At 31.1% G+C, this 20,403-nt stretch carries 18 protein-coding genes and 1 tRNA gene; 6 read left to right on the plus strand and 13 right to left on the minus strand.

The window, feature by feature from the left end:
* The first annotated feature begins 128 nt into the window (after window positions 1-128).
* On the plus strand, window positions 129-1,442 hold the full coding sequence (locus tag J8L88_RS22130) for a leucine-rich repeat domain-containing protein (RefSeq protein ID WP_211061877.1): 1,314 nt from the start codon (window positions 129-131) through the stop codon (window positions 1,440-1,442).
* A gap of 19 nt (window positions 1,443-1,461) precedes the next feature.
* On the opposite strand, the gene J8L88_RS22135 is transcribed toward J8L88_RS22130, so the two are convergent.
* Together J8L88_RS22135 and J8L88_RS22140 are read right to left on the minus strand one after the other, a co-directional pair.
* On the minus strand, window positions 1,462-2,115 hold the full coding sequence (locus J8L88_RS22135) for a response regulator transcription factor (protein WP_211061878.1): 654 nt from the start codon (window positions 2,113-2,115) through the stop codon (window positions 1,462-1,464).
* Window positions 2,102-4,015 (minus strand): sensor histidine kinase, encoded by a 1,914-nt coding sequence (locus J8L88_RS22140; protein ID WP_051336217.1) that lies wholly within the window; start codon window positions 4,013-4,015, stop codon window positions 2,102-2,104. The genes J8L88_RS22135 and J8L88_RS22140 overlap by 14 nt, the downstream gene beginning before the upstream one ends.
* Before the next feature lie 297 nt (window positions 4,016-4,312).
* On the opposite strand from J8L88_RS22140, the gene J8L88_RS22145 reads away from it, so the two are divergent.
* The 3 genes from J8L88_RS22145 to J8L88_RS22155 all read left to right on the plus strand — a co-directional run bounded on the left by J8L88_RS22145 (window position 4,313) and on the right by J8L88_RS22155 (window position 6,762).
* Window positions 4,313-5,614, plus strand: a complete 1,302-nt coding sequence (locus J8L88_RS22145) for a cytochrome ubiquinol oxidase subunit I (protein WP_211061879.1) — start codon at window positions 4,313-4,315, stop codon at window positions 5,612-5,614.
* 3 nt (window positions 5,615-5,617) lie between these two features.
* Entirely contained in the window at window positions 5,618-6,655 is a 1,038-nt protein-coding gene (locus J8L88_RS22150; protein ID WP_118385840.1) for a cytochrome d ubiquinol oxidase subunit II, read from the plus strand.
* A gap of 32 nt (window positions 6,656-6,687) precedes the next feature.
* Window positions 6,688-6,762, plus strand: a tRNA-Pro gene (locus J8L88_RS22155).
* Between the two features lie 126 nt (window positions 6,763-6,888).
* On the opposite strand, the gene J8L88_RS22160 is transcribed toward J8L88_RS22155, so the two are convergent.
* Both J8L88_RS22160 and J8L88_RS22165 read right to left on the minus strand, forming a co-directional pair.
* Window positions 6,889-8,298, minus strand: a complete 1,410-nt coding sequence (locus J8L88_RS22160; RefSeq protein ID WP_211061880.1) for a vanadium-dependent haloperoxidase — start codon at window positions 8,296-8,298, stop codon at window positions 6,889-6,891.
* Window positions 8,299-8,689: 391 nt separating this feature from the next.
* Window positions 8,690-9,058, minus strand: coding sequence for a DUF983 domain-containing protein (locus J8L88_RS22165; protein WP_108805561.1), 369 nt, complete (start codon window positions 9,056-9,058; stop codon window positions 8,690-8,692).
* 166 nt (window positions 9,059-9,224) lie between these two features.
* On the opposite strand from J8L88_RS22165, the gene J8L88_RS22170 reads away from it, so the two are divergent.
* Window positions 9,225-10,097, plus strand: a complete 873-nt coding sequence (locus tag J8L88_RS22170; RefSeq protein WP_211061881.1) for an AraC family transcriptional regulator — start codon at window positions 9,225-9,227, stop codon at window positions 10,095-10,097.
* Between the two features lie 82 nt (window positions 10,098-10,179).
* Here the strand turns inward: J8L88_RS22170 and J8L88_RS22175 are convergent, their stop codons facing one another.
* Window positions 10,180-10,536 (minus strand): hypothetical protein, encoded by a 357-nt coding sequence (locus tag J8L88_RS22175; RefSeq protein WP_027394167.1) that lies wholly within the window; start codon window positions 10,534-10,536, stop codon window positions 10,180-10,182.
* A 127-nt stretch (window positions 10,537-10,663) separates the two neighbouring features.
* Between J8L88_RS22175 and J8L88_RS22180 the strand changes: the two genes are divergently transcribed.
* Window positions 10,664-11,509, plus strand: coding sequence for an AraC family transcriptional regulator (locus J8L88_RS22180; RefSeq protein ID WP_027394168.1), 846 nt, complete (start codon window positions 10,664-10,666; stop codon window positions 11,507-11,509).
* Between the two features lie 97 nt (window positions 11,510-11,606).
* Here the strand turns inward: J8L88_RS22180 and J8L88_RS22185 are convergent, their stop codons facing one another.
* From J8L88_RS22185 to J8L88_RS22220, 8 genes are all read right to left on the minus strand, one after another.
* A complete protein-coding gene (locus J8L88_RS22185; RefSeq protein ID WP_108805564.1) occupies window positions 11,607-12,416 on the minus strand; it encodes an OmpA family protein in 810 nt (269 codons plus the stop codon).
* Window positions 12,417-12,483: 67 nt separating this feature from the next.
* On the minus strand, window positions 12,484-12,924 hold the full coding sequence (locus tag J8L88_RS22190; protein WP_118385842.1) for a hypothetical protein: 441 nt from the start codon (window positions 12,922-12,924) through the stop codon (window positions 12,484-12,486).
* Window positions 12,925-12,992: 68 nt separating this feature from the next.
* Entirely contained in the window at window positions 12,993-14,240 is a 1,248-nt protein-coding gene (locus J8L88_RS22195) for a PepSY domain-containing protein (protein ID WP_211061882.1), read from the minus strand.
* Window positions 14,241-14,403: 163 nt separating this feature from the next.
* The gene (locus tag J8L88_RS22200) at window positions 14,404-16,734 is read right to left on the minus strand and encodes a TonB-dependent receptor (protein ID WP_211061883.1); all 2,331 of its coding nucleotides are present in this window, start codon (window positions 16,732-16,734) and stop codon (window positions 14,404-14,406) included.
* Window positions 16,735-16,805: 71 nt separating this feature from the next.
* The gene (locus J8L88_RS22205) at window positions 16,806-17,831 is read right to left on the minus strand and encodes a transporter (protein WP_211061884.1); all 1,026 of its coding nucleotides are present in this window, start codon (window positions 17,829-17,831) and stop codon (window positions 16,806-16,808) included.
* A gap of 162 nt (window positions 17,832-17,993) precedes the next feature.
* Window positions 17,994-18,383 (minus strand): hypothetical protein, encoded by a 390-nt coding sequence (locus J8L88_RS22210; protein ID WP_091412896.1) that lies wholly within the window; start codon window positions 18,381-18,383, stop codon window positions 17,994-17,996.
* A 269-nt stretch (window positions 18,384-18,652) separates the two neighbouring features.
* Window positions 18,653-19,924 carry an adenylosuccinate synthase gene (locus tag J8L88_RS22215; RefSeq protein WP_118385846.1) on the minus strand — a complete coding sequence of 424 codons (1,272 nt, stop codon included), beginning with the start codon at window positions 19,922-19,924 and terminating at the stop codon, window positions 18,653-18,655.
* Window positions 19,924-20,391, minus strand: coding sequence for a Fur family transcriptional regulator (locus J8L88_RS22220; protein ID WP_027394175.1), 468 nt, complete (start codon window positions 20,389-20,391; stop codon window positions 19,924-19,926). Before J8L88_RS22220 ends, J8L88_RS22215 begins: the two co-directional genes overlap by 1 nt.
* Between the last annotated feature and the right edge of the window lie 12 nt (window positions 20,392-20,403).

The following is a 20,403-nucleotide window of genomic DNA, read 5'->3' on the forward strand; positions in this document are numbered from 1 at the left end:
ATTAATAAAAACTCAGTGGTTTTCAGGGGATGTTTTTTATGGAAATCATGGATGTACGCGCTAGCCTTATTTCCTACTTTTGATTTAGAGATATCACACAAATAATAAAACTCTTAAAACCAATACCTATGAAGGGCTTATTAACCTATAAAAACCTACTTTTAGTAATGTGTAGTTTGATCATATTTTCTTGTTCTAAAGAAATAGATGGGGCAGATGTTATTTTACTAAATAACGAAAAAGAAATATTAGAATTTACATTTCTCTCATCAGATAATGAAGAATTAGAGATTGATGTTAGTGCTCGTATAGATCAGAATGATAAGATAATATCTGTAGTATTACCATATGGTACTCCAGTTAGAGCATTGAAACCCAATATAAAAGTTTCAGAATCTGCATCCATTATCCAAGGTACAGATATTTTTGTAGATTTTTCCGATCCTTTAAATTATAGCGTGATTGCAGAAGATGGTACAACTTCAGACTATACAGTAAGAGTACGAGTTGTTGCTAGTACAGATCAAGAGATTTTACTTACTATTTTTAATCAAAACCCTGATAATACACTTGGCTGGGATATAACTAGTGACAATGTTTATGCTTGGGAAGGTATCGTAGTTATAGATGAGAAGATAATAGGGTTAGAGCTAGACGAAAAAGGACTTACTGTATTACCTCCAGAAATCTGTGACTTGTTTTACCTTAAAACATTATCGTTAGAAGGTAATATGATTACAGAAATTCCAAGACAGATTGAGGATTTGTCTAATAACTTAAGAGTATTAAATCTCGGCGGAAATCAGATAGAAATAATTCCAGAAGAATTTTTTAGTCTAGAAAAACTAACGGATCTAAGAATGTATACCAATATGTTAGTAGATATACCAGCTGATATTAATAAACTTACAGAACTGAGATATTTGAGTTTGTCTAATAATGCTTTACAAACACTGCCTTCAGAACTGTTTGAACTCTCGGAGTTAAATACATTATTCATTAATAATATCGAATTATTAGAGGTGCCACAAGAAATAACAAATCTATCTAAATTAACTAGTTTAGGAATCTCCTCCAATCAATTAGGATCCATACCAGATCATGTTTTAGAAATAGAAACATTAACTAGGTTAGATATTTACAATGCAGGCATAAGTACTATTCCTGCAGGAATTACAAAACTATCCAATCTAAGAAGACTTCAGTTATCTGGAAATAATTTAGTTGAAATTAATGAGAACGTAGGGGATTTATTTCTTTTAGAAAACCTGTTGTTAAAAACAAATATGATAGAAGAAATACCTGTTAAGCTTAGTAATTTGATAAATTTACAAGTATTGGATATTTCGGAAAATAACATTGTTTCTATGCCAAATGCTGTGTGTGATTTAGTAAATACAGGAACCGAAATTGTAATTGATGCTGGTGTAGGATGTATGTAAAAGGTTTAGATATTAGTCTTTAATCTACTAAACCTAATTTAATAGCATGTTTTGCTAACCCGACGACATTTTTTACATTTAACTTAGAAATCAAACTTGTACGATATCCCTCTATAGTATATTTACTTAAAAATAATTGATCCGCAATTTCTTGAGTAGTGTATTCTTTTGCAATAAGCTGTAATATCTCTTTCTCACGTTTACTGAGATTTATTTCGTTATGCTGTTTTTGCTCAAAAATACTTTTTGTGTAAGCTTCTTTGATACTGTTTGAAAAATAATTAGAACCTTTTAAAATAGTTTCAATTGCTTTAAGAAGCTCTTCTTTTTTAGCATTTTTAGGGATGTATCCATTAACCGCTGCCTGTGTTAATTCATAAATCTTTTGAGGTTCAGATAGCATGCTAACAATAAGAGTTTTAATAGTGGGATGATTTTCTTTGATATAATGATTCAATGCTACACCATCCATTTTTGGCATATTAATATCTAATATTGCTAAATCAATTTGATCAGTAGTATTAATATCTATATACTTCTTAAGATCCAAACCGTTACTAGCAGTATACACAATTTCATAATCAGATTCGTGGGATATGATGCTTAAGAGACCATCTAAGAACATTTTATGGTCATCAGCTACTACTAGTTTATATGTGTTACTTTTTGTCATTTAGTACAATGGGTATTTCAATCCGTATAGCTGTTCCACGATTAATAGCAGAATCAATGTCGATTTTTGCTTTTAATAACGTTAAGCGCTTTTTTATATTTTGTAAACCAATACCATTTGTTTCCTTTTTAGAATCAAAACCAATACCATCATCCTCAAAAATAATTTCTATAGAATCATTATATGCATTAAGACATATTTCAATGACTCTTGCTTTAGCATGTTTAAGAGCATTGGTCATTAGTTCTTGTATAATCCTAAAAATTTCTACTTTTTGATTATCATTAATTGTATTAATTTTCTCTATTGGATGTGGTATAAATGTAATATCCGGATCTGTAACTTTTTCTATAGTATCTATGTATTCTCGTATATAATTGGCAAATGCAGTTTGATTAATTTTTTTTGGAATCAAATTATGAGAAATCTCTCGAACTTGTTGATATGTATTATCTAATTGATCGATAATCGTAGCTTGTGTTTTTTTATCTTTCTCGATGTTAATCATCTGTAATTTTATAGCTGCTATATTTCCTCCAATGCTATCGTGCAGTTCTCTTGCAATTCTATTTCGTTCTTCGTTTTGAGCGATTACATAGGTGTTTGCCAGTTTTAATTCTTGCTCATTTAGAAAAGAAGCAGTTTTCTGGCGATTGATTTCTTCTTTCTGAGCATTATATTTTGTTTTTACTTGTAGTTTTTGATAATATACTAGAAGTAAACCAATAATTGGGATTAGAACAATGATAAAACCAATAATATAAAACCGTCTTAATAAACGTTGTCGTTTTATTTCTGCTTCGCTAGAGAGTTGATCTTCTTTTAAAAGTAAAATTTCCTTTTCTTTAGTTGCAGTTTCATATTTTACTTCTAATTCAGTTATTGTCTTTTTTTGTCTACTATCACTAATAGAATCTTTTAAAGTATGAAAATTGTTTAAAGCTAGATTTGCGGATCTATAATCATCAATTGAAGTGTAAATATTCGTTAGGTTTTCATAAATGTTTTTTTGTATTTCTAAATTTGAGATCAGCTTTGCTGGAGCCAAGCTATTATTTAGTAGGTTAATAGCTTCCTGCGGTTTTCCCAGTGCAGCTATAGCTTTAGATTTGTGTACTATGGCATTGATACTTTTGTCTTTAAAACCATGAAGATCAGCAATCTTTTTACTATCATTAAAATATGCTAAAGCTTCTTCATATTTCTTATTTTCGTGTAAAACATCTCCAATATTTAAAGCTAACGTAGCAGAGGCCTTTGGAGAGGTGTTAGGAGGAATCATTTCATAAGCTTTGAGAAAGAATTTTTCTGCATTGTCATAATCTTTTTTTCTAAAATATACAGCTCCTATATTTATGTAATTAGATGAAATGATTTTTTTATCTGTAGTGGCTGCATTACTTTCTTCAAAAAATTGAATAGATTTATCATAGTTTTCATTATTAGCGTTTAAAATTCCAAAATCAGATTTGACTTTAGTAATCATTTCTATATAATCAATTTCTTCAGAAATCTTAAGACTTCTATATAACATTTCTATAGCTTCATCCATGTTACCGCTTCGTCTAAAACTGGAACCTAATAATCTATATGCTTGTGCTAAATGTTTTTTATTTCTTAAGTGGATTAAGGAGGCTCTTGTGTAATACATAGATGAATCCACAACACCTATGGAATTGAAGTAGCTTCCTAGATAAAGTTTGGCTTTAGATTTTATGGAATCTTGTTGTTCTTTATCTCTAGAAATTTTGGATAAAACGCTATAAGAATAATTAGGATTAGCGTCTAAAGAATCAATAGCACTATCTAATTGTATACTAATCGATTCTTGCCCAATACAAAGAAAAGAATAGCATAATGTTATGCATATAAGTATTTTTCTAATAGATATTATGTCCATTACATTTGTGTAAAATAAATTGGTCTATCCACGAAAATAAAGATTTCAGTGTAAAGTGTTATTAAAGATAAGTGTATTTAAGAAATACTACTTATAATCATCAAAAAGTTATTGAGTTTTATGAGAAGATGTTAATAGATTTATAATGGGTTTGATTTTATGTTTTTTTAATATTTGTAAGCTTTAAAATTTAATGGAAAAAAAAGTAAAAGACTTACTGTTTTTCTTCTTAGAATGGGCTTTGAGTCGTATCTTTATAGAGTAATTAGAATAGCATTCTTTCTCTAAAAATTTTCTATGGAAAACCTTGATGCAGCAAGACTCCAGATGGCATTTACCTTAATATTTCATATTATTTTTGCATGTATTGGAATGGTAATGCCTTTTTTTATGGTGGTGTCACATTATAAGTGGTTAAAAACTAAAGATCAAATTTATTTAACGCTAACAAAAGCTTGGCAAAAAGGAGTGGCAATTTTTTTTGTTACTGGTGCAGTTTCAGGGACTGCTTTGTCTTTTGAATTAGGTTTGTTATGGCCAGAATTCATGAAGCATGCGGGTCCTATTATAGGAATGCCTTTTTCACTAGAAGGGGCAGCTTTTTTTGTAGAAGCAATAGCGCTAGGATTTTATCTATATGGTTGGAATAAATTACCAGAAAAATTTCATTGGTTTACTGGTGTTATAATTGGATTATCCGGAGTCGCTTCTGGAATTTTGGTTGTAGCAGCAAATGGATGGATGAATTCTCCTAGTGGATTTGATTATATAGATGGTCAGTTTTTAAATATTGATCCAGTACAAGCGATGCTAAATCCGGCTTGGTTTACCCAGGCATTACATATGACATTAGCTGCTTTTACAGCAACTGGTTTTGCTGTAGCAGGAATTCATGCGTATCAAGTATATAAAGGAAGAAAGGTAGCACTGCATACCAAAGCTTTTAAAATTGCATTAACATTCGGAGCGATTGCTGCAATATTACAACCAATTAGTGGAGATATATCAGCAAAAGATATCGCGGAGAGACAACCGGTGAAATTAGCGGCAATGGAAGCACACTACAATACAGAAAAAGGTGCTCCATTATATCTGGGCGGTATCGTTGATGCAGATACCCAAGAAGTAAAATATAAAATTGCTATTCCTGGGATGCTATCCTTTCTAGCGTTTGGAGATTTTGATGCTGAGGTTAAAGGGTTGAATGATTTTCCAGAGGATGAACGTCCGAATGTTCCTATAGTGCATTATGCTTTTCAGACAATGGTTAGTATTGGTGGAATATTAATGCTTGCTGGACTGTTATATTTTATTTCTTTAAAAAAGAAAAGATGGTTGAATAATAATAAATATTGGATACTCTTTGTTTTGTTAGCTCCTCTTGGTTTTATAGCCTTAGAGGCTGGATGGATTGTAACAGAAGTGGGAAGACAACCTTGGATTATTCATAAAATAATGAGAACTAAAGATGCGGTGACTCCAATGCCAGGAATCGTTTTTAGTTTCTACACATATATAGTAGTATATCTAGCACTATCTGTTGCCGTTACTTGGTTGATGATTCGCCAAATTAAAGTTCTTAATGCCAAAAATGATTAGTTTATGTTGTATGTAGTATTATTCTTTTTGATATTTTCTTTGTATTTATATGTGGTTTTAGGAGGTGCAGATTATGGAGCAGGGATTGTAGAACTGTTTTCTTCAGAAGAGAATCAAAAAATAACAAAGAAAACAATTTATAGAGTAATGGGTCCTGTTTGGGAAGCAAATCATATATGGATTATCATTATGATCGTCATTTTGTGGATTGCTTTTCCTGCATATTACAATATATTGGTAGTTAATCTACATATTCCTCTAACAATAGTGTTATTAGGAGTTACGCTACGAGGAGTTGCTTTTGTTTTTAGACATTATGATGCGATAATTGATAATTCTCAAAAATTGTATGATGCTATGTTTAAAATATCGAGTTTGATTACCCCGATATTTTTAGGGATGGTATTTGGTGGATTAATTAGCGGTCAAATTCAGCTTTCCGAAGATGTGAGTAATTTAACTTTTTACGAGATTTTTGTAAAACCTTGGTTTAATGCTTTTAGTATTTTAGTGGGATTGTTTTTTGCAGCTTTATGTGCATTCTTATCATCAGTATTGCTTATTGGTGAATCTGAAGATGGAAAAGAAAATATTTATATAAGAAAAGCAGCTATAGCGACCATTGTAGTTTTTGTTATGGGTTTGATAACTTTTATATATGGATATGTCGATGATTATTTTTTTGTAAAGAATTTTATCACAGATCCTTATGCTATTGTATCCATGATAATTTCGGGAATATTATTAATACCTCTTTGGTTTACTATAAAAAAGGGTAGGAGAGTGCTAAGTAGACTTTTTGCTGGATTACAGGTTTTTTTAATTTTACTTGCTGCATTAATATCACATTTTCCTAATATTATTATTAGTAAAAATGGAAGTATAAGCTTATTAGATCAAATAGCTCCTGATAGTGTGATTAATGTACTAGGAATATCATTAATTATTGGTGGAGCAGTTATTCTTCCGGGTTTATTTCATCTCTTGAAATCGTTTAAAATGATTAAAATTTTAGAACAGAATAAGAACCCTTCTCTATAACAAAAGTATTTTTATATTTGTTTCCCAAATTTCGGGTAGTAGCTTAGTCCGGTTAAAGTGCTGGTCTGGGGGACCAGAGATCGGAGGTTCGAATCCTCTCTACCCGACAAAAGAAAATCCAATCATTACTGATTGGATTTTTTATCTCTTCTTTTATAAAAGATCATTAAAACAGAATGCGTAGAAACTATAATATAAGATCAATTTATATTAGAATAAGTTTGAACATATGATTAGTTTCTTAATCGATATCTATTTACTGCATCGGATATTTCATACCCTAAACGATATCCTTCTGTACAATCGATCCTAATATGCACTCCTAGTGGAATTCTTGAAAAAGCATTTTCTTCGGCCATTTCTGTAAATGAATCAAATTGTCTTGGTTGACCTAAGAATTCTGTTCTACCTTCGTGTGTTCGATCCGTGAAATTAGTATCGTTTCCAAACTCATCTATGAATATTCCTGCAGCAGCAGAAGCAAATGTAGAGTGACCAGATGGGTATCCTGGGAATGTAGGGTTTGGCCAAAAAATAAATTTAAATAAGTTTGTTTGATAATCAGGGTTAATGAATTCTTGAATATAAACACTTGGCCGCATTACTAAATACTCATACTTATCAGCCCATGAAGAAACAGCTGCATCATTTAAAGAAAAACCTAGTTTAAGGAGCATAGCTAATGATCTATCATAATCAAGATCGTATTTTTCTATTAATTGATTAGCGATAGCAATTTGTCTTCCAGGAGGACTTACCATTAAACCTTCTACATCATCTGACCAAAATTCTGCGATCCATAATTCTTCATTATTTTCTTCTGTAGCTCTTGTACTTACTGTGTACACTTCATTCATTTCTGCAAAATAATCACTATTTGGATCTGTACTATAATTTAATGGTGGAGGAATACTAGTAGTTTCTTCAGAAGAAATTACAAAAGTTCTTACTTTTCCCCAGTAAGGAAATAAACCACGTTCTGGTTCTGCACTATAGCTCCATAAACCTGGACCAACAGGCGGTTCGTAATCAAGTGGTTGTGGTTCTAAAATTTGTGTTTCTGCTTCTGTATCCGTTTGACTATAAGCAATAACTTGTTCTGCTACGTGGGTTCCCCATTCGATAGAGTTTCTGATATCTCGTCGTCTTAATCTTTGTGAAAGTTGATCTTCATATTCAGATTGTAGTAGGCCTATCTTATTGTCTATAGATGGATCAATGTTATTCATAAAATGATCCATAACAATAGCGTAACATGTGTTTAATGCTAAGTCTAGACTGATATTTCTATCTCTTTCGCGATCATTTATTTGCAATCCATCCAGTCTATTTTCTATAGAACGATATCCTCTCATATCGTGCACAGCAGTTTCATACGCTGCTAAGTGTATATACGCTAAAGCTCTAGCGGTTGCATTAGGTCGCATCCCGAATGCGTATTGATCTAATTCGACCCATAAAGAGTTCCAGTCAGTGATCAAATCGATAGTAGTATCAGATTCATTAGGACCTTTGTTTAGATCATCAATGGTTTCAGTATCCAATGTTTCTGAGTCTATTTCTTCATTGTCATATGAACAAGATTGTATAAAAATAGCCGTAATAGAGAATACTAGTAGTATTCTAAAGTTTGATAGTTTCATAAATTGTATAGTTAATTGTTAGATTAAAAAACCGTGCTCTATCATTTCTGATTGGAGAATACGGCTTTCTAAATATTATTTCGACGTCAAATAATATTTAAAAAAGTAAGTGTCGAATTCTAAAATGATATTTATAATATCTTCACAATGTAGATTGATCCAAAATCAAAATTTCTTTAAATACTTAGCTAAGCGAATTCAAAAGAAATAACTTGATAATTACGACTAATATTGTTGAAGGAAATGGTGCTTTCAGTAGAACGTTTGTAAGTATTGCTAGATGACTTTTTATTTTCTGTGAATGGGTGGTTTTATTCAGTGAAAGCTGTTTTTTTGCAAGTATACCAGCTGTTTACGGGTTGTTGTTTTATGTTGTGTGTTAAACCCGTAGTTATTTGTAACTCATAAAAAAGTTGATCCAAATATTTCTGGATATTCTAAGAATTATAGGAAGAGAAACTATCATAACCACTACAATTATGCAATAGGTAGGTATCAGGTTGATACCAAGTAAAAGATAAGACAGAATAAAGGCGGTACTTGCGAACATAATACCCACTGGATAACTAACATACATAGCTCCATAAAAGAAAGAGGGCTCAATTTTATATTTTGTGTTACAAGAACTGCATCGTTCATTCATTTTTAGCGTGTCCTTAATTAAATATGGGTTTTTCTCAGAATACATACTTTCGTTTTGGCAAACTGGACAAGTGCCTTTTATAATACTATAAGCTTTTGTTCCTTTTAAAAAATTCATATGCTCTTGATTTGTAAGTTAACGACTTTTGTTGTTTGTTACCTTTTCTTAAAATGAAATGATCAATGCTTTTATTTAGATACAAAAATAGTTAAGTATGTGATTTTTTTATTCATAGATTTGTTGCTTATTTTTGTACTTTTAAGACATCTATGTTGATTTTTAAATGATCCCAATATTAAATATAACGCAATTTGACAAGGAAGAATCCTTAACCGATTTTTACAGTAATGATCTTAAAAATCATTTAATTAAAAACAAGAATATCTTTCATAAACCACATAAGCATGACTTTTTCTTATGTGTATTTTTTTCGAAAGGTTCTGGTATACACGAGGTTGATTTTGATTCTTATACTGTAAAGCCGGGAAGTGTATTTTTTTTAATGCCAGGTCAGACACATTATTGGAAATTTCAAGAACAACCAGAAGGGTATATCTTTTTTCATTCTCAGAATTTTTATGAATTTCAGTTTTCTAACAAAAAACTTCAGCGATTTCCTTTTTACTATTCATATAAAAACCCTCCTTATTTGAACTTAACTAAAGAAGAGATGCCCGTAATCAAATCATGTTTCGAACAAATAAATTCAGAATATAACCAAACGTTGGTTTTTAATAAGGATAAAATAGTGAGTCTAGTAGATCTAATTTATATAGATTTATCTCGTTTGTATATTAATAGAAAGACGGAATATTTATCATCAACTCCGACGTATCTAAAAACCCTAGCTTCTCTAGAAGTGATCATAGAACAGTTTTATAAAAATGAAAAATCAGCTAAGTTTTATGCAGAAAAACTAAACATTTCCCCAAAACATTTAAATAGAATTGCAAGAACGACACTAAATAAAACTACAACAGATTTGATAACAGAACGTGTTATGTTAGAAGCAAAAAGGTTAATAGTTCACTCGGATAGTTCCTTATCGTTAATTGGAGAAAGTTTAGGTTATGAGGACTACGCTTATTTTTCTAGGGTATTCAAGTTAAGAACAGATAAAACACCTTTAGAATTTAGAAGAGAATATCGTTATTAAAGTATGGATGTATTAAGATCCAATCAATAATTGATTGGATCTTAATACATATTGCAAGTTTTCTTTATAAAAAGAGTATTTCTTATGCGTGATAATAGCGCTCTCTATAGATTTTATTATCCTTCCATTCTGTTACTACTGTTTGTTCAGAAAGCATTGTGCTTCCATCCTTAAGTTTCAGTTCCATAATAGCATCATAAAAAGAATGATTTCCGTTAACGGCGTAATTTCTAACCTCATATCTAATAAATTCAGAAAGCTGGTTATCAATAAAATCTTGTTCAAATTTTAAATTGAATTCCTTTCCTTTTTTAGGTTTGTCATTGCTTTCTCTTAATTCTACATCATCGTGTAAATAAGTTTCCATTGCTTCGATGAAAGCTCCCTTAGCTAATAATTGATGAACATGTTTTAAATTGGTTTCTATTGTAGTTTCCATATGTATTTTATTTAAAGATTAATTATATATGCAAAGTTAGTCTGGTAATAGAGGTTCTGTAATGATAATTATTCCTTAAGAATGGTAGATTTTTCTTTTTTGATAAAATTTATTTGTTAATTTGAATATGAGATTAGATTATTCAAGTATAAAGGATGAGAGCTCATTTATTCTTACGAATTTTAATTGTTCTTCATCACTAGATTTACTCAGAAATAAAGGGTTATATAAGATTATATGGAGTAAAGATCATGAAGTGAGTTTTCGTATAGATGGATCTCTTATAGAATTACAAAAAGATCAAATTATTTTTTGTACTCCACTTAATGTATTAGAAATAGAAAACAATACGGATGGAATTATTTCGCTGGTATTTAATAGAGAATTTTATTGTATAAGGGATCATGATCAAGAAGTATCTTGTAATGGTTTTTTGTTTTTTGGTTCTTCAGTTCCGCAAATATTATCCCTTGATGAAAAAGAAAAAGTAAGTTTTTCTACGATGTTTGATTCTTTTAGAGAAGAATTTGAAAATAAAGATCAGATCCAAGGAGAAATGCTTCAGACACTTTTAAAAAGGTTTTTGATAAAATCGAGAAGATTAATTAAGGAAGACTTACCAGAATCTGAGATTCCGAATAACCAGTTAGACATAATTAGAAAATTTAATATTCTTATAGAACAACATTTTCGAGAAAAACATCAAGTAGCGGAATACGCAGAGTTGTTGTTTAAATCACCTAAGACACTGTCTAATTTATTTAATAAATACAGTGATAAATCGCCATTGGCAACAATTAATGAACGTATAGTGCTAGAGGCAAAAAGATTGTTGCTATATTCTGATAAAACATCAGAAGAGATTGCTTACGAATTGGGATATAAAGAAGCAGGACATTTTTCTAAGTTTTTTAAGAAACATACTACTATGAATCCAACAGAATTTAAAAATAGAAAACTCACTAATTCATAGTATAAGTTACTAAATTCTTAATCACGATAATTAAAAAGCCCAACTAGTAATTACTAGTTGGGCTTTTTAATTTGTATTATTAGATTCTTTTAAAAGACTAATTTTTCATATTATCTTTAACTAGGTTATAAAACTGATCAAATTTAGGATCAATTATAATACGAGTTATTGTTTCTATACCTTCCGTACCGTATTCACTTTTACCTAAAGATTCCATGCGTTTTGGATCTACTTTATAATCAGATTGAAGTACTCTAACTACTGATGCAGCTTGTCTAGAACTTAAATCCCAATTGTCAATTAGTTTTTTTCCATCAAGCTTTAGTGCATTGCTGTTTCCTTCTACTGTAATAGTAAGATTAGGATTTGCATTCAATGTAGCAGCTATTTTTTCTAAAGTTGGTTTCGCTTTATCATCTACAATATAATTTTTGTCATTTTCTCCAAAAAGAGTTGTATTAGGTAGAATTATAAATATAGTACTTCCGCTAATCTTTATATTATCGCCTCCAATAGCGTTTTTAAATTGACTAAATACAGCTAAATTCGTTGAATCATTAGCAGTAATAGCATCATTAATAACATTTAGTTGTCTATCTTTTGCTTTAATGATTTCTTGAGACGTTTGTAAGTTAGTAGCTTTTTTATTTGATAATTCAGTGAAACTATTCATGTTAGCCAAAAGACTAGCGTTGGTTTCTTTAAGATCAGCTACTTGCGCTTCCATAGTTTTAACCTTAGATTCGCTTACTCTTTCATTCTTTTTGGCTTCTGTGAGCTCTCCTTGGGTGCCTTTTAGTTCTTGTCTAAGCTTATCAATTTCCGCAATTAGGTCTTTCTTTTTTTGTGCATGTACAAACGAATTGGTAAATAATAGTACAGAGGCTAATAAAATAATTTTTCTCATTGGTTTAAGCGATTTGTTGCAGCAGCAAAAATAAAACAATTTTAGAAACTATATGTAGAAAGAAGAATTATGACTTTTTCAAAAGCTTTTCGGCATTAGCAATACTCAAATTAATTTGCTGTTTCAACTTATTAACTTTGATTTCTTCTTCTTGTAGCATTTTCATTTTTGCGGTGAACTTTTCCATGTCATCAACGGTATTTTCTTCACCGTGAGGAAATTTAGAGCTAAAATCACTCATCCAATCCATCATAAAATCATAAGAATCCTTAAGATCTTTTTGTGCTTTTTCATATGGTTTTCCAACGGAAGTGGTATCAATCTTAGGTTCCAATTCCTTTATTAAAGAGCTCATAGATCCCATTTTAGGCATTACTTCATCGTGTACGTCAATTACTTTTTGCATCAAAGCATCGAACTCTTGCTCTTCTTGAGACAATTTGTTACACGCAAAGTTTGTTAGAAGTCCGGTAATTAATATTAAGAAATATATGTTTTTACTTTTCATTGGTCTTGGTTTTTAATAGTTCAAATGTATTACTTTTTTGAATATGTATTATTCTGATATATTATAGATTAGGAAATTTTACGAGATTGTTTTTTTCTTAGGTATTCCATTCCTAAAATTAATAATAGACTTGCTCCAAATAATGGGAATACTAACGATAGTAGTATAAGTAGGATTATAATTCCATATCCAACTTTAAAAGATGAAGGAACTTTTGGAACTCCCCAACTTTTTTTTCGTTTTCTTAATAAATAAGATAGAATGGCTGATACACTCATTATGGTTAACGTGATCGCAGTAAGAAGAATTAACCACCAATTAACGATACCGAACTGACCTTGATGAAACGCCATAAACCACATTCTTGCGCGCATTAAAACTCCTACATCTTTCCAGGTAAGTTTTAGAATGGGTTCACCGGAGTATTGATCAAAATGTATTTTTTGTTGGGTGTTTAAATCAGAAGGATTAAAGTTAGATACACTAAATACCCCTTTAGGTCCTTTAGGAAAACTTACCGTTACCTCACCTGGAAGTTTTATAGTTTTTGCTTTTTGCACCATTTGATCTAAGGTTAATGGTGTTCCAGTAATATTCGATTTTAGTTGATGGCCTCTCCAGGTTGTTGGATATCCAGTATTTGTTAACTTTTGAACGTTTTTGAAATTTTCTCCAAAAACATCTGTCCACGGAAAACCTCCTAGTAAAATCATTACTAATAAAATAGATATCCAAAAACCTGAAATAGAATGAATATCTCTATAAAAAGTTCTACGGTCTAGGTTTGTTCTTGGGATAAAATATCCTTTTAATTTCCATCCTCTTTCTGGCCACCAAACATATAAGCCAGTAAGAATTAAAACAATCATCCAACTTGCAATTAATTCGATGATTTTAGTGCCAAATTTGCCCATTAACAATTCTCCGTGTAATTTTCGAACCGTATGCATATTTGTTTGTTTGGCAATGATCTCACCAGAAACGGTGCCCAAATATGGATTTATGAATAAACTACTCTTACCTCCAAACCTTCCTGAGACAAATTCTGTAGCGTGATTAAGAGATTTTGAGATAACCATTGAGTTTGGTTTTTTGATAGCTGTTTCATTAGCTATCTTCCATTGTTCTTGTAGAGAAATGGGACTATCCGTAATAACTACTTCTTTTATATGTTTCTGTCTCGGAGTCTCATAATCAGATTTAAATAAATAAATAATTCCTGTAATAGAAAGTATTAGAATAAATGGAAGAGATATTAATCCTGCGATAAAATGCCATTTCCAAAGCCATTTATTAAGTTTTGAATTTTTTTTCATGATTGTAGAATTATCATTGGTTGATAAAAAGATCTACTGCCATTATTTTCTATTACCCCACAATAGAAAACAATATGTGTAAACCAATTGTAGAGATGTCGACTCTTTAAACACATATTTACTATGACAGTAGATCATAACTATATTTTAGAAACTTCTGGTTTTAAAAATTATATCGAACTCCAAGATGAAAAGCTCTTGGGTTTCCTATGGTGAAACTATTTTCGCTTCTAAACACGTTATATGAGGCTCTTGCGGCATACAATTCATCAAAAACATTTAAAGCATGCCCCCATATCACAATTCCTTTATAGTTTAATGATGCTCTAAGATTAAAAATAGTATGACCATCATAAGTAGCTGTACTAAAAGAACCATCATCGTTTTCTACTTGATTCTCAAAGCTGGTATTATAACTCCCTACCAGTTCATGTTCTCCTGTTATGCTAAAGCTAATATTTTCAAAATCCTTACGATAAGTAATGGCTGAAGTACCTAATAGACTAGGAGCGGTTTCTCTTTCTGTGTCAGAATAATCAATCCCTGAATCAAAAAAATCTACATATTCATGTTTCGCATAGCTACCATTGTGCGAAATAGATAATTCCTTAAGAATTTTATAAGTAATGCCATATTCTATTCCATAAGATCTAGTTTTACCTGCATTAGTATTAAAGAAATTGTCATCTTCATCTCTAAGTGTGATAAGTGTATTTTTTCCTTCTAAAACATATAAGGCCGCATCTAAAGTAAGTTTTGACGGAATCGAATAATACCCACCAATTTCATAATTATTATATCTACTAGGTTTTATTCCTTGTACCTGATTACGATTTCTATATAGAGTAGAAACTTGTGGAGGGGTAAACCCTTGAGAATAATTAGCATAGATACCCGTTTGGTTCGAAAGGTTATAGTTGATTCCCAGTTTAGGAGTAAGATTGTTAAAATTATCTACGGCATCTTCTACACCTACAATACCATCTACCTGATTGTTATAATCATATTCGAATCCATCGTAGCGAATTGCAGCGGTTACTTTTAGAGGTGCTATAGGTGATATTTCATATTGCAGAAATCCTGCGTAATTAAAAATATCTGCTTCGTAATTTAATATAAAATCTCCTGAGTTGAGAGTAAAGTCTGTATTCCTTCCAGTTTCTGTGTCCACAATAACACTGGTTGTTTCTGCTACGTATTTTTGTGGAGAAAAATCACCTGTGGCGCCTAGTATTAAAGAAGAATTAGCAAAGTTAAAATCTAGCTTATGTTGTATTAAACCTACAAAACTTTTAAATTGATTAGAGTTTATTTCTCCAGAACCAAATCCAGTTAACTGACCTTGGTCTCTAAATTGACGTACTCTATAGGATGGATTTTGATTCATCGTATTATCCCTGAAAACAAAATTAAAAGAGGTTTTGTTACGATCATTCCAGAATTTGTCTAATGTAGTTCTTAGTCTAAAAGCTAGAGCTTCTCGTTCAGTAAAAGTTTGATCACTTTCGAAATTTCCTCCATAATAATCGGACTCACTTAAAGAACCAGTCATATCTGATCTGTAATCTACAATGTCTAGAACTGTTGTCCATTTTGTGGTTGCAGAAAAATCATATACAGTCTTAAATGTAACAGCTAGTTTTTCATAGTCACTATGTTCTATAGGGCCATTTTTTCGTTGTACATAATGTCCTCCTAAATAGAACCCAAATTTGTCACTGGTTCTGTCAGAAACTTCTAATTCATAACGAGTTAATCCAATATCATTGGTCTGAAACCCTAAGCTACCACTAAGATTTTCTGTTGGTTTCTTGGTAATAAAATTAAAACTACCTCCAATAGATTCACTACCGTAAATACTAGATGCGGGGCCTTTAAGTACTTCTATGCGATCATAAGAAATATCATTCATTTCTAATAATGCATTATGATTAAATACAGAGGTAGGTCGTATTTGCAATCCATCTTCCAGGTATAAAAACAAAGCTTTTGTAGAAATAGGTGATCGAACTGCCATAAAATGCTGTTCATTACTCGCTGCTCTAGAAGTCGACATAAAAACTCCAGGAACTTGATTAACTAGTTGATCAATACCAAAAGCTTTTGTCTCTTCTATGTTTTTTGCAGATATAGTAGCGATAGATCCAGGAACATCAGAACGTTTTTGAATTTCCCTACTTGCAGAAGTTACAAAAACCTCTTCTAAAGCAACATTATCAAGAGATAAACGGATAATATTAACACCATTAGTAAGAGAAAATTCTTTAGTTGTATATCCTACAAAGCTAATGGTAACTTGATTTGAATTTTGAAGTGTTATTGTAAAGCTCCCATTAATATCGCTCATTACTCCATTTGTAGTAGTATTAGATGCTATTATTGTTGCTCCTGGTAATGGATTATTAGAATTATCTACAACTTTTCCTTGAAAAGATTGTGCGTAGCTATTAATTCCGTAAACAAGGAATATAGCTAACATTAGTATGTTTTTCATTATATGTAATGTATAGGTAGGATCATCATTCAATAGATAATTACCTAGTTTATTAATTATTAAGTAAGTATTTATAAAGCGTATTGTAGACCTAACGTAATGGTTTCTTTATTTCTTAATTGTACACCGTTCATATTCTGAAATAATGGAATAGCAGCTTCAAAACCAAGACGAAGATTTTTAAGGCTTCCTTTAAAGGCATATAAATTAAAACCTAAACCTGCATTTGCATAAGTCATTCCAGAATTAGCAGTATCTGCTGTAATTACCATCATTGGATTTAGATCTGGATTAATTCCGCTTATTTTATCAATAGCTCCAAATTCGAATCTTCCGGAAAAACTTAACCAATCGGTTGCAGTTATGGCTAACCAATTGTTTAAACTATATTTGTTTCCTAGACGATATTCATTCTCATTCTCACCAACTCTAAGTGTAGTTCTTGCTTGTGTACCAAAAGAAAGAATATTCCATTGCTTTAGATAGGTTAGCGCAATTTCGGTATCCCAAGTTCCACTACCAATTTGCATTGGATATGGCAGTATCACTTTGTTTGGAGTAGAAGCTGGAGTTACATCTTTTTCGTCAATACTACCGGTAGGTATAGATATTCCTATTTGACCGTGTAATTGTTGTTTATTTTTGTTAAAGAATTTATATAATGCTGCAATCTTTGTGTCACCAAACCCAGAAGATTCTGTAGTAAATACTCCATTCATAGCAGTAAGATGATCCATTTCTTGGGATAGATAATTTACCATTGCTATCAAGGTTATTTTATCACTTGGCGCATACATCATTCCTAACATATGCATATTCATTGGCATACTTGTAGGCGTAACCATATATACATCATTAGGGCGTAACGCATTAGAGAAACCTACATTTTCACTGCCTCTGTTAAGGTCTTCCATATTCATATACATGTAGCGATAGCTAAACATGAATTCACCTTTTCCGTGTGTGTGATCTCCCATTACGGATATAGGAGCGTGTCCATCAGGTCTTGATCCTGACCATTTATTTTCTTTGCTTTCTTCCTGCCCAGATATAAATTGTGCTGTCATTATAATAATGACATAGATATATTTTTTCATTTGATAAATGATTTGTAGTTGTATAGCTGTTTATTCAAGAAATTATCACATACAGATATTGTAACTTGATTAAAACAACTTTAAATAAATAATATATAGAGTTGATCAACCTAGAATAATTCTTGGCCGATTTCACTAAAAAAAAGATCACTACTTAAGTGATTAAGAGAAAGAAACTTCTGGTGGGCGATCAATATTATTGGAAACATTTTTAGTGTGTAAGTGAATTGGTTTCCAATTAGAATTATCCTCAAAATAGAATTGAGAGATGTTTTTGATTTGAATTATATTGTCTTCAAAAAAGAGAGGAATAAAAGCTTCTACAATAACCGTTAAAGAACTGTTTTGAGTATCAGAAGTCGTCTTACTCATCTTCATTTGAGTCATTAGATAACATTTTCCGTTACAGTTTAATTTTGGCCTTTCTTTATTAACACAATATTTTTCTACAATGGTGTCAATATTTAACTGATAGTAGAGTACATTACTTATTTCTATTGCTGGTCTTAAAGCAAAAGCAATGAATATTAATATAGAAAAAAAGACTCTCAATTAAGGGTTTTTCAAATTCGCTGCAAATATACTATTCTTCTTAAAAGTAATATAAGATCTACTCTTAAAACTTACTAAAAGTATAGTTAATATATATAGCTAAAAAAGGTTTTGAATTATAATTAATCAACCATATTCCGGAATAGAAAATTTAGGAGGTTAATAAACAAACCGTTTGTATTCGAAGTGAGCTTTTGGCTTTATGAAAAAAAAATCCTCAAGCATTTTACTGCTTGAGGAATATATTTTATAATAATTTATGTGTAAAATTATCTATGAATTGTCTGAGTCCTATCTGGTCCAACAGAAACAATAGTAATTGGTGTTTCTAATTCTTTTTCCAAGAAATCGATGTATTCATTTAACTCTTTTGGAAACTCTGATTTATCAGACATTTTAGTAAGATCTTCTGACCAACCTTTCATTTCTGTATATACCGGAGTTACATTTTCTGGTTCAATATTGTAGGGTAGGTGAGTGATCGTTTCTCCTTTATATTTATAAGCAGTACATACTTTAAGAGTTTTGAAACCACTTAATACATCACCTTTCATCATCATTAATTGAGTAACACCATTAACGTGAACAGCATATTTTAATGCAACTAAATCTAACCATCCGCATCTTCGTGCTCTTCCGGTTGTAGCTCCAAATTCATTACCTACACGGCCCATAGTTTCTCCATCCTCATCAAACAATTCTGTTGGAAATGGTCCGCTTCCTACACGAGTGGTGTATGCTTTAAAAATTCCGAATACTTCTTTGATTTTATTAGGAGCAACTCCTAATCCTGTGCAAGCTCCTGCAGCAGTTGTATTAGAAGATGTTACAAAAGGATATGTTCCAAAGTCTATATCTAATAGAGATCCTTGTGCTCCTTCTGCTAATATTTTCTTACCATCTCTTTGTGCTTGGTATAGGTATTCTTCACTATCAATAAAAGTCAAAGATTTTAAAGTCTCTATAGCTGTAAAAAACTCAGCTTCTAATTCTTCTAAATCATATTCAATTTTTGCATCGTAGAAATCTATCATAGCTTCGTGCTTGTTAGCAAGATTTCTATAACGTTCTTTCCAATCACTTAGTTCTAGATCTCCAACACGGATACCATTTCTACCGGTCTTATCCATATACGTTGGTCCAATACCTTTTAGAGTAGAACCAATTTTTGCTTTTCCTTTAGAAGCTTCGGATGCTGCATCAAGAATTCTATGTGTTGGTAATATTAGATGTGCTTTTCTTGATATAACAAGTTTTGATTTATAATCTAAATTAAACTTAGCAAGATTATCTAATTCTTTTTTAAATATTACTGGGTCAATTACGACACCGTTACCTACTAAATTGATTGCTTTATCATGAAAAATTCCACTTGGAATCGTATGTAATACATGTTTGATACCATCAAATTCCAAAGTATGTCCTGCATTAGGTCCTCCTTGAAATCTCGCAATTATATCATAATTTTTTGTAAGAACGTCTACAATTTTTCCTTTACCTTCGTCTCCCCATTGAAGACCAAGTAATAAGTTTACCGCCATTAGTTTTCTTGATTAGTGGGTTTCTTTTTGGTTCCGTAGAAATATAGTGAGTGATTTGTAATTTCTACGTCAAAAATTTCTTCGATTGTTTTTTTTATGGATTGTATTCTTGGATCACAAAACTCCAGGACTTCACCACTATCAGTTAAAATAAGGTGATCATGTTGCCTGTCGAAATATGATTTTTCATATTGTGCCTGACTTTGACCAAATTGATGTTTACGAACTAGTTTGCAATCTAATAAAAGCTCTATAGTGTTGTAGAGTGTTGCTCTACTAACACGATAGTTTTTGTTTTTCATTTTTATATAAAGTGATTCTATATCAAAATGTTCTTCACTTTCATAAATTTCCTGAAGTATAGCGTAGCGCTCAGGTGTTTTTCTATGACCATTTTCCTCTAGAAAACTAGTAAACACATTCTTAACGATATTCTGATCGTTTTGCGTAGTTGTTTTGGTACTCATAATGCTTAAAAA

Origin of the sequence: Aquimarina sp. MMG015, from assembly GCF_018100855.1 — a bacterium.
Classification (GTDB): Bacteria; Bacteroidota; Bacteroidia; order Flavobacteriales; family Flavobacteriaceae; genus Aquimarina; species Aquimarina latercula.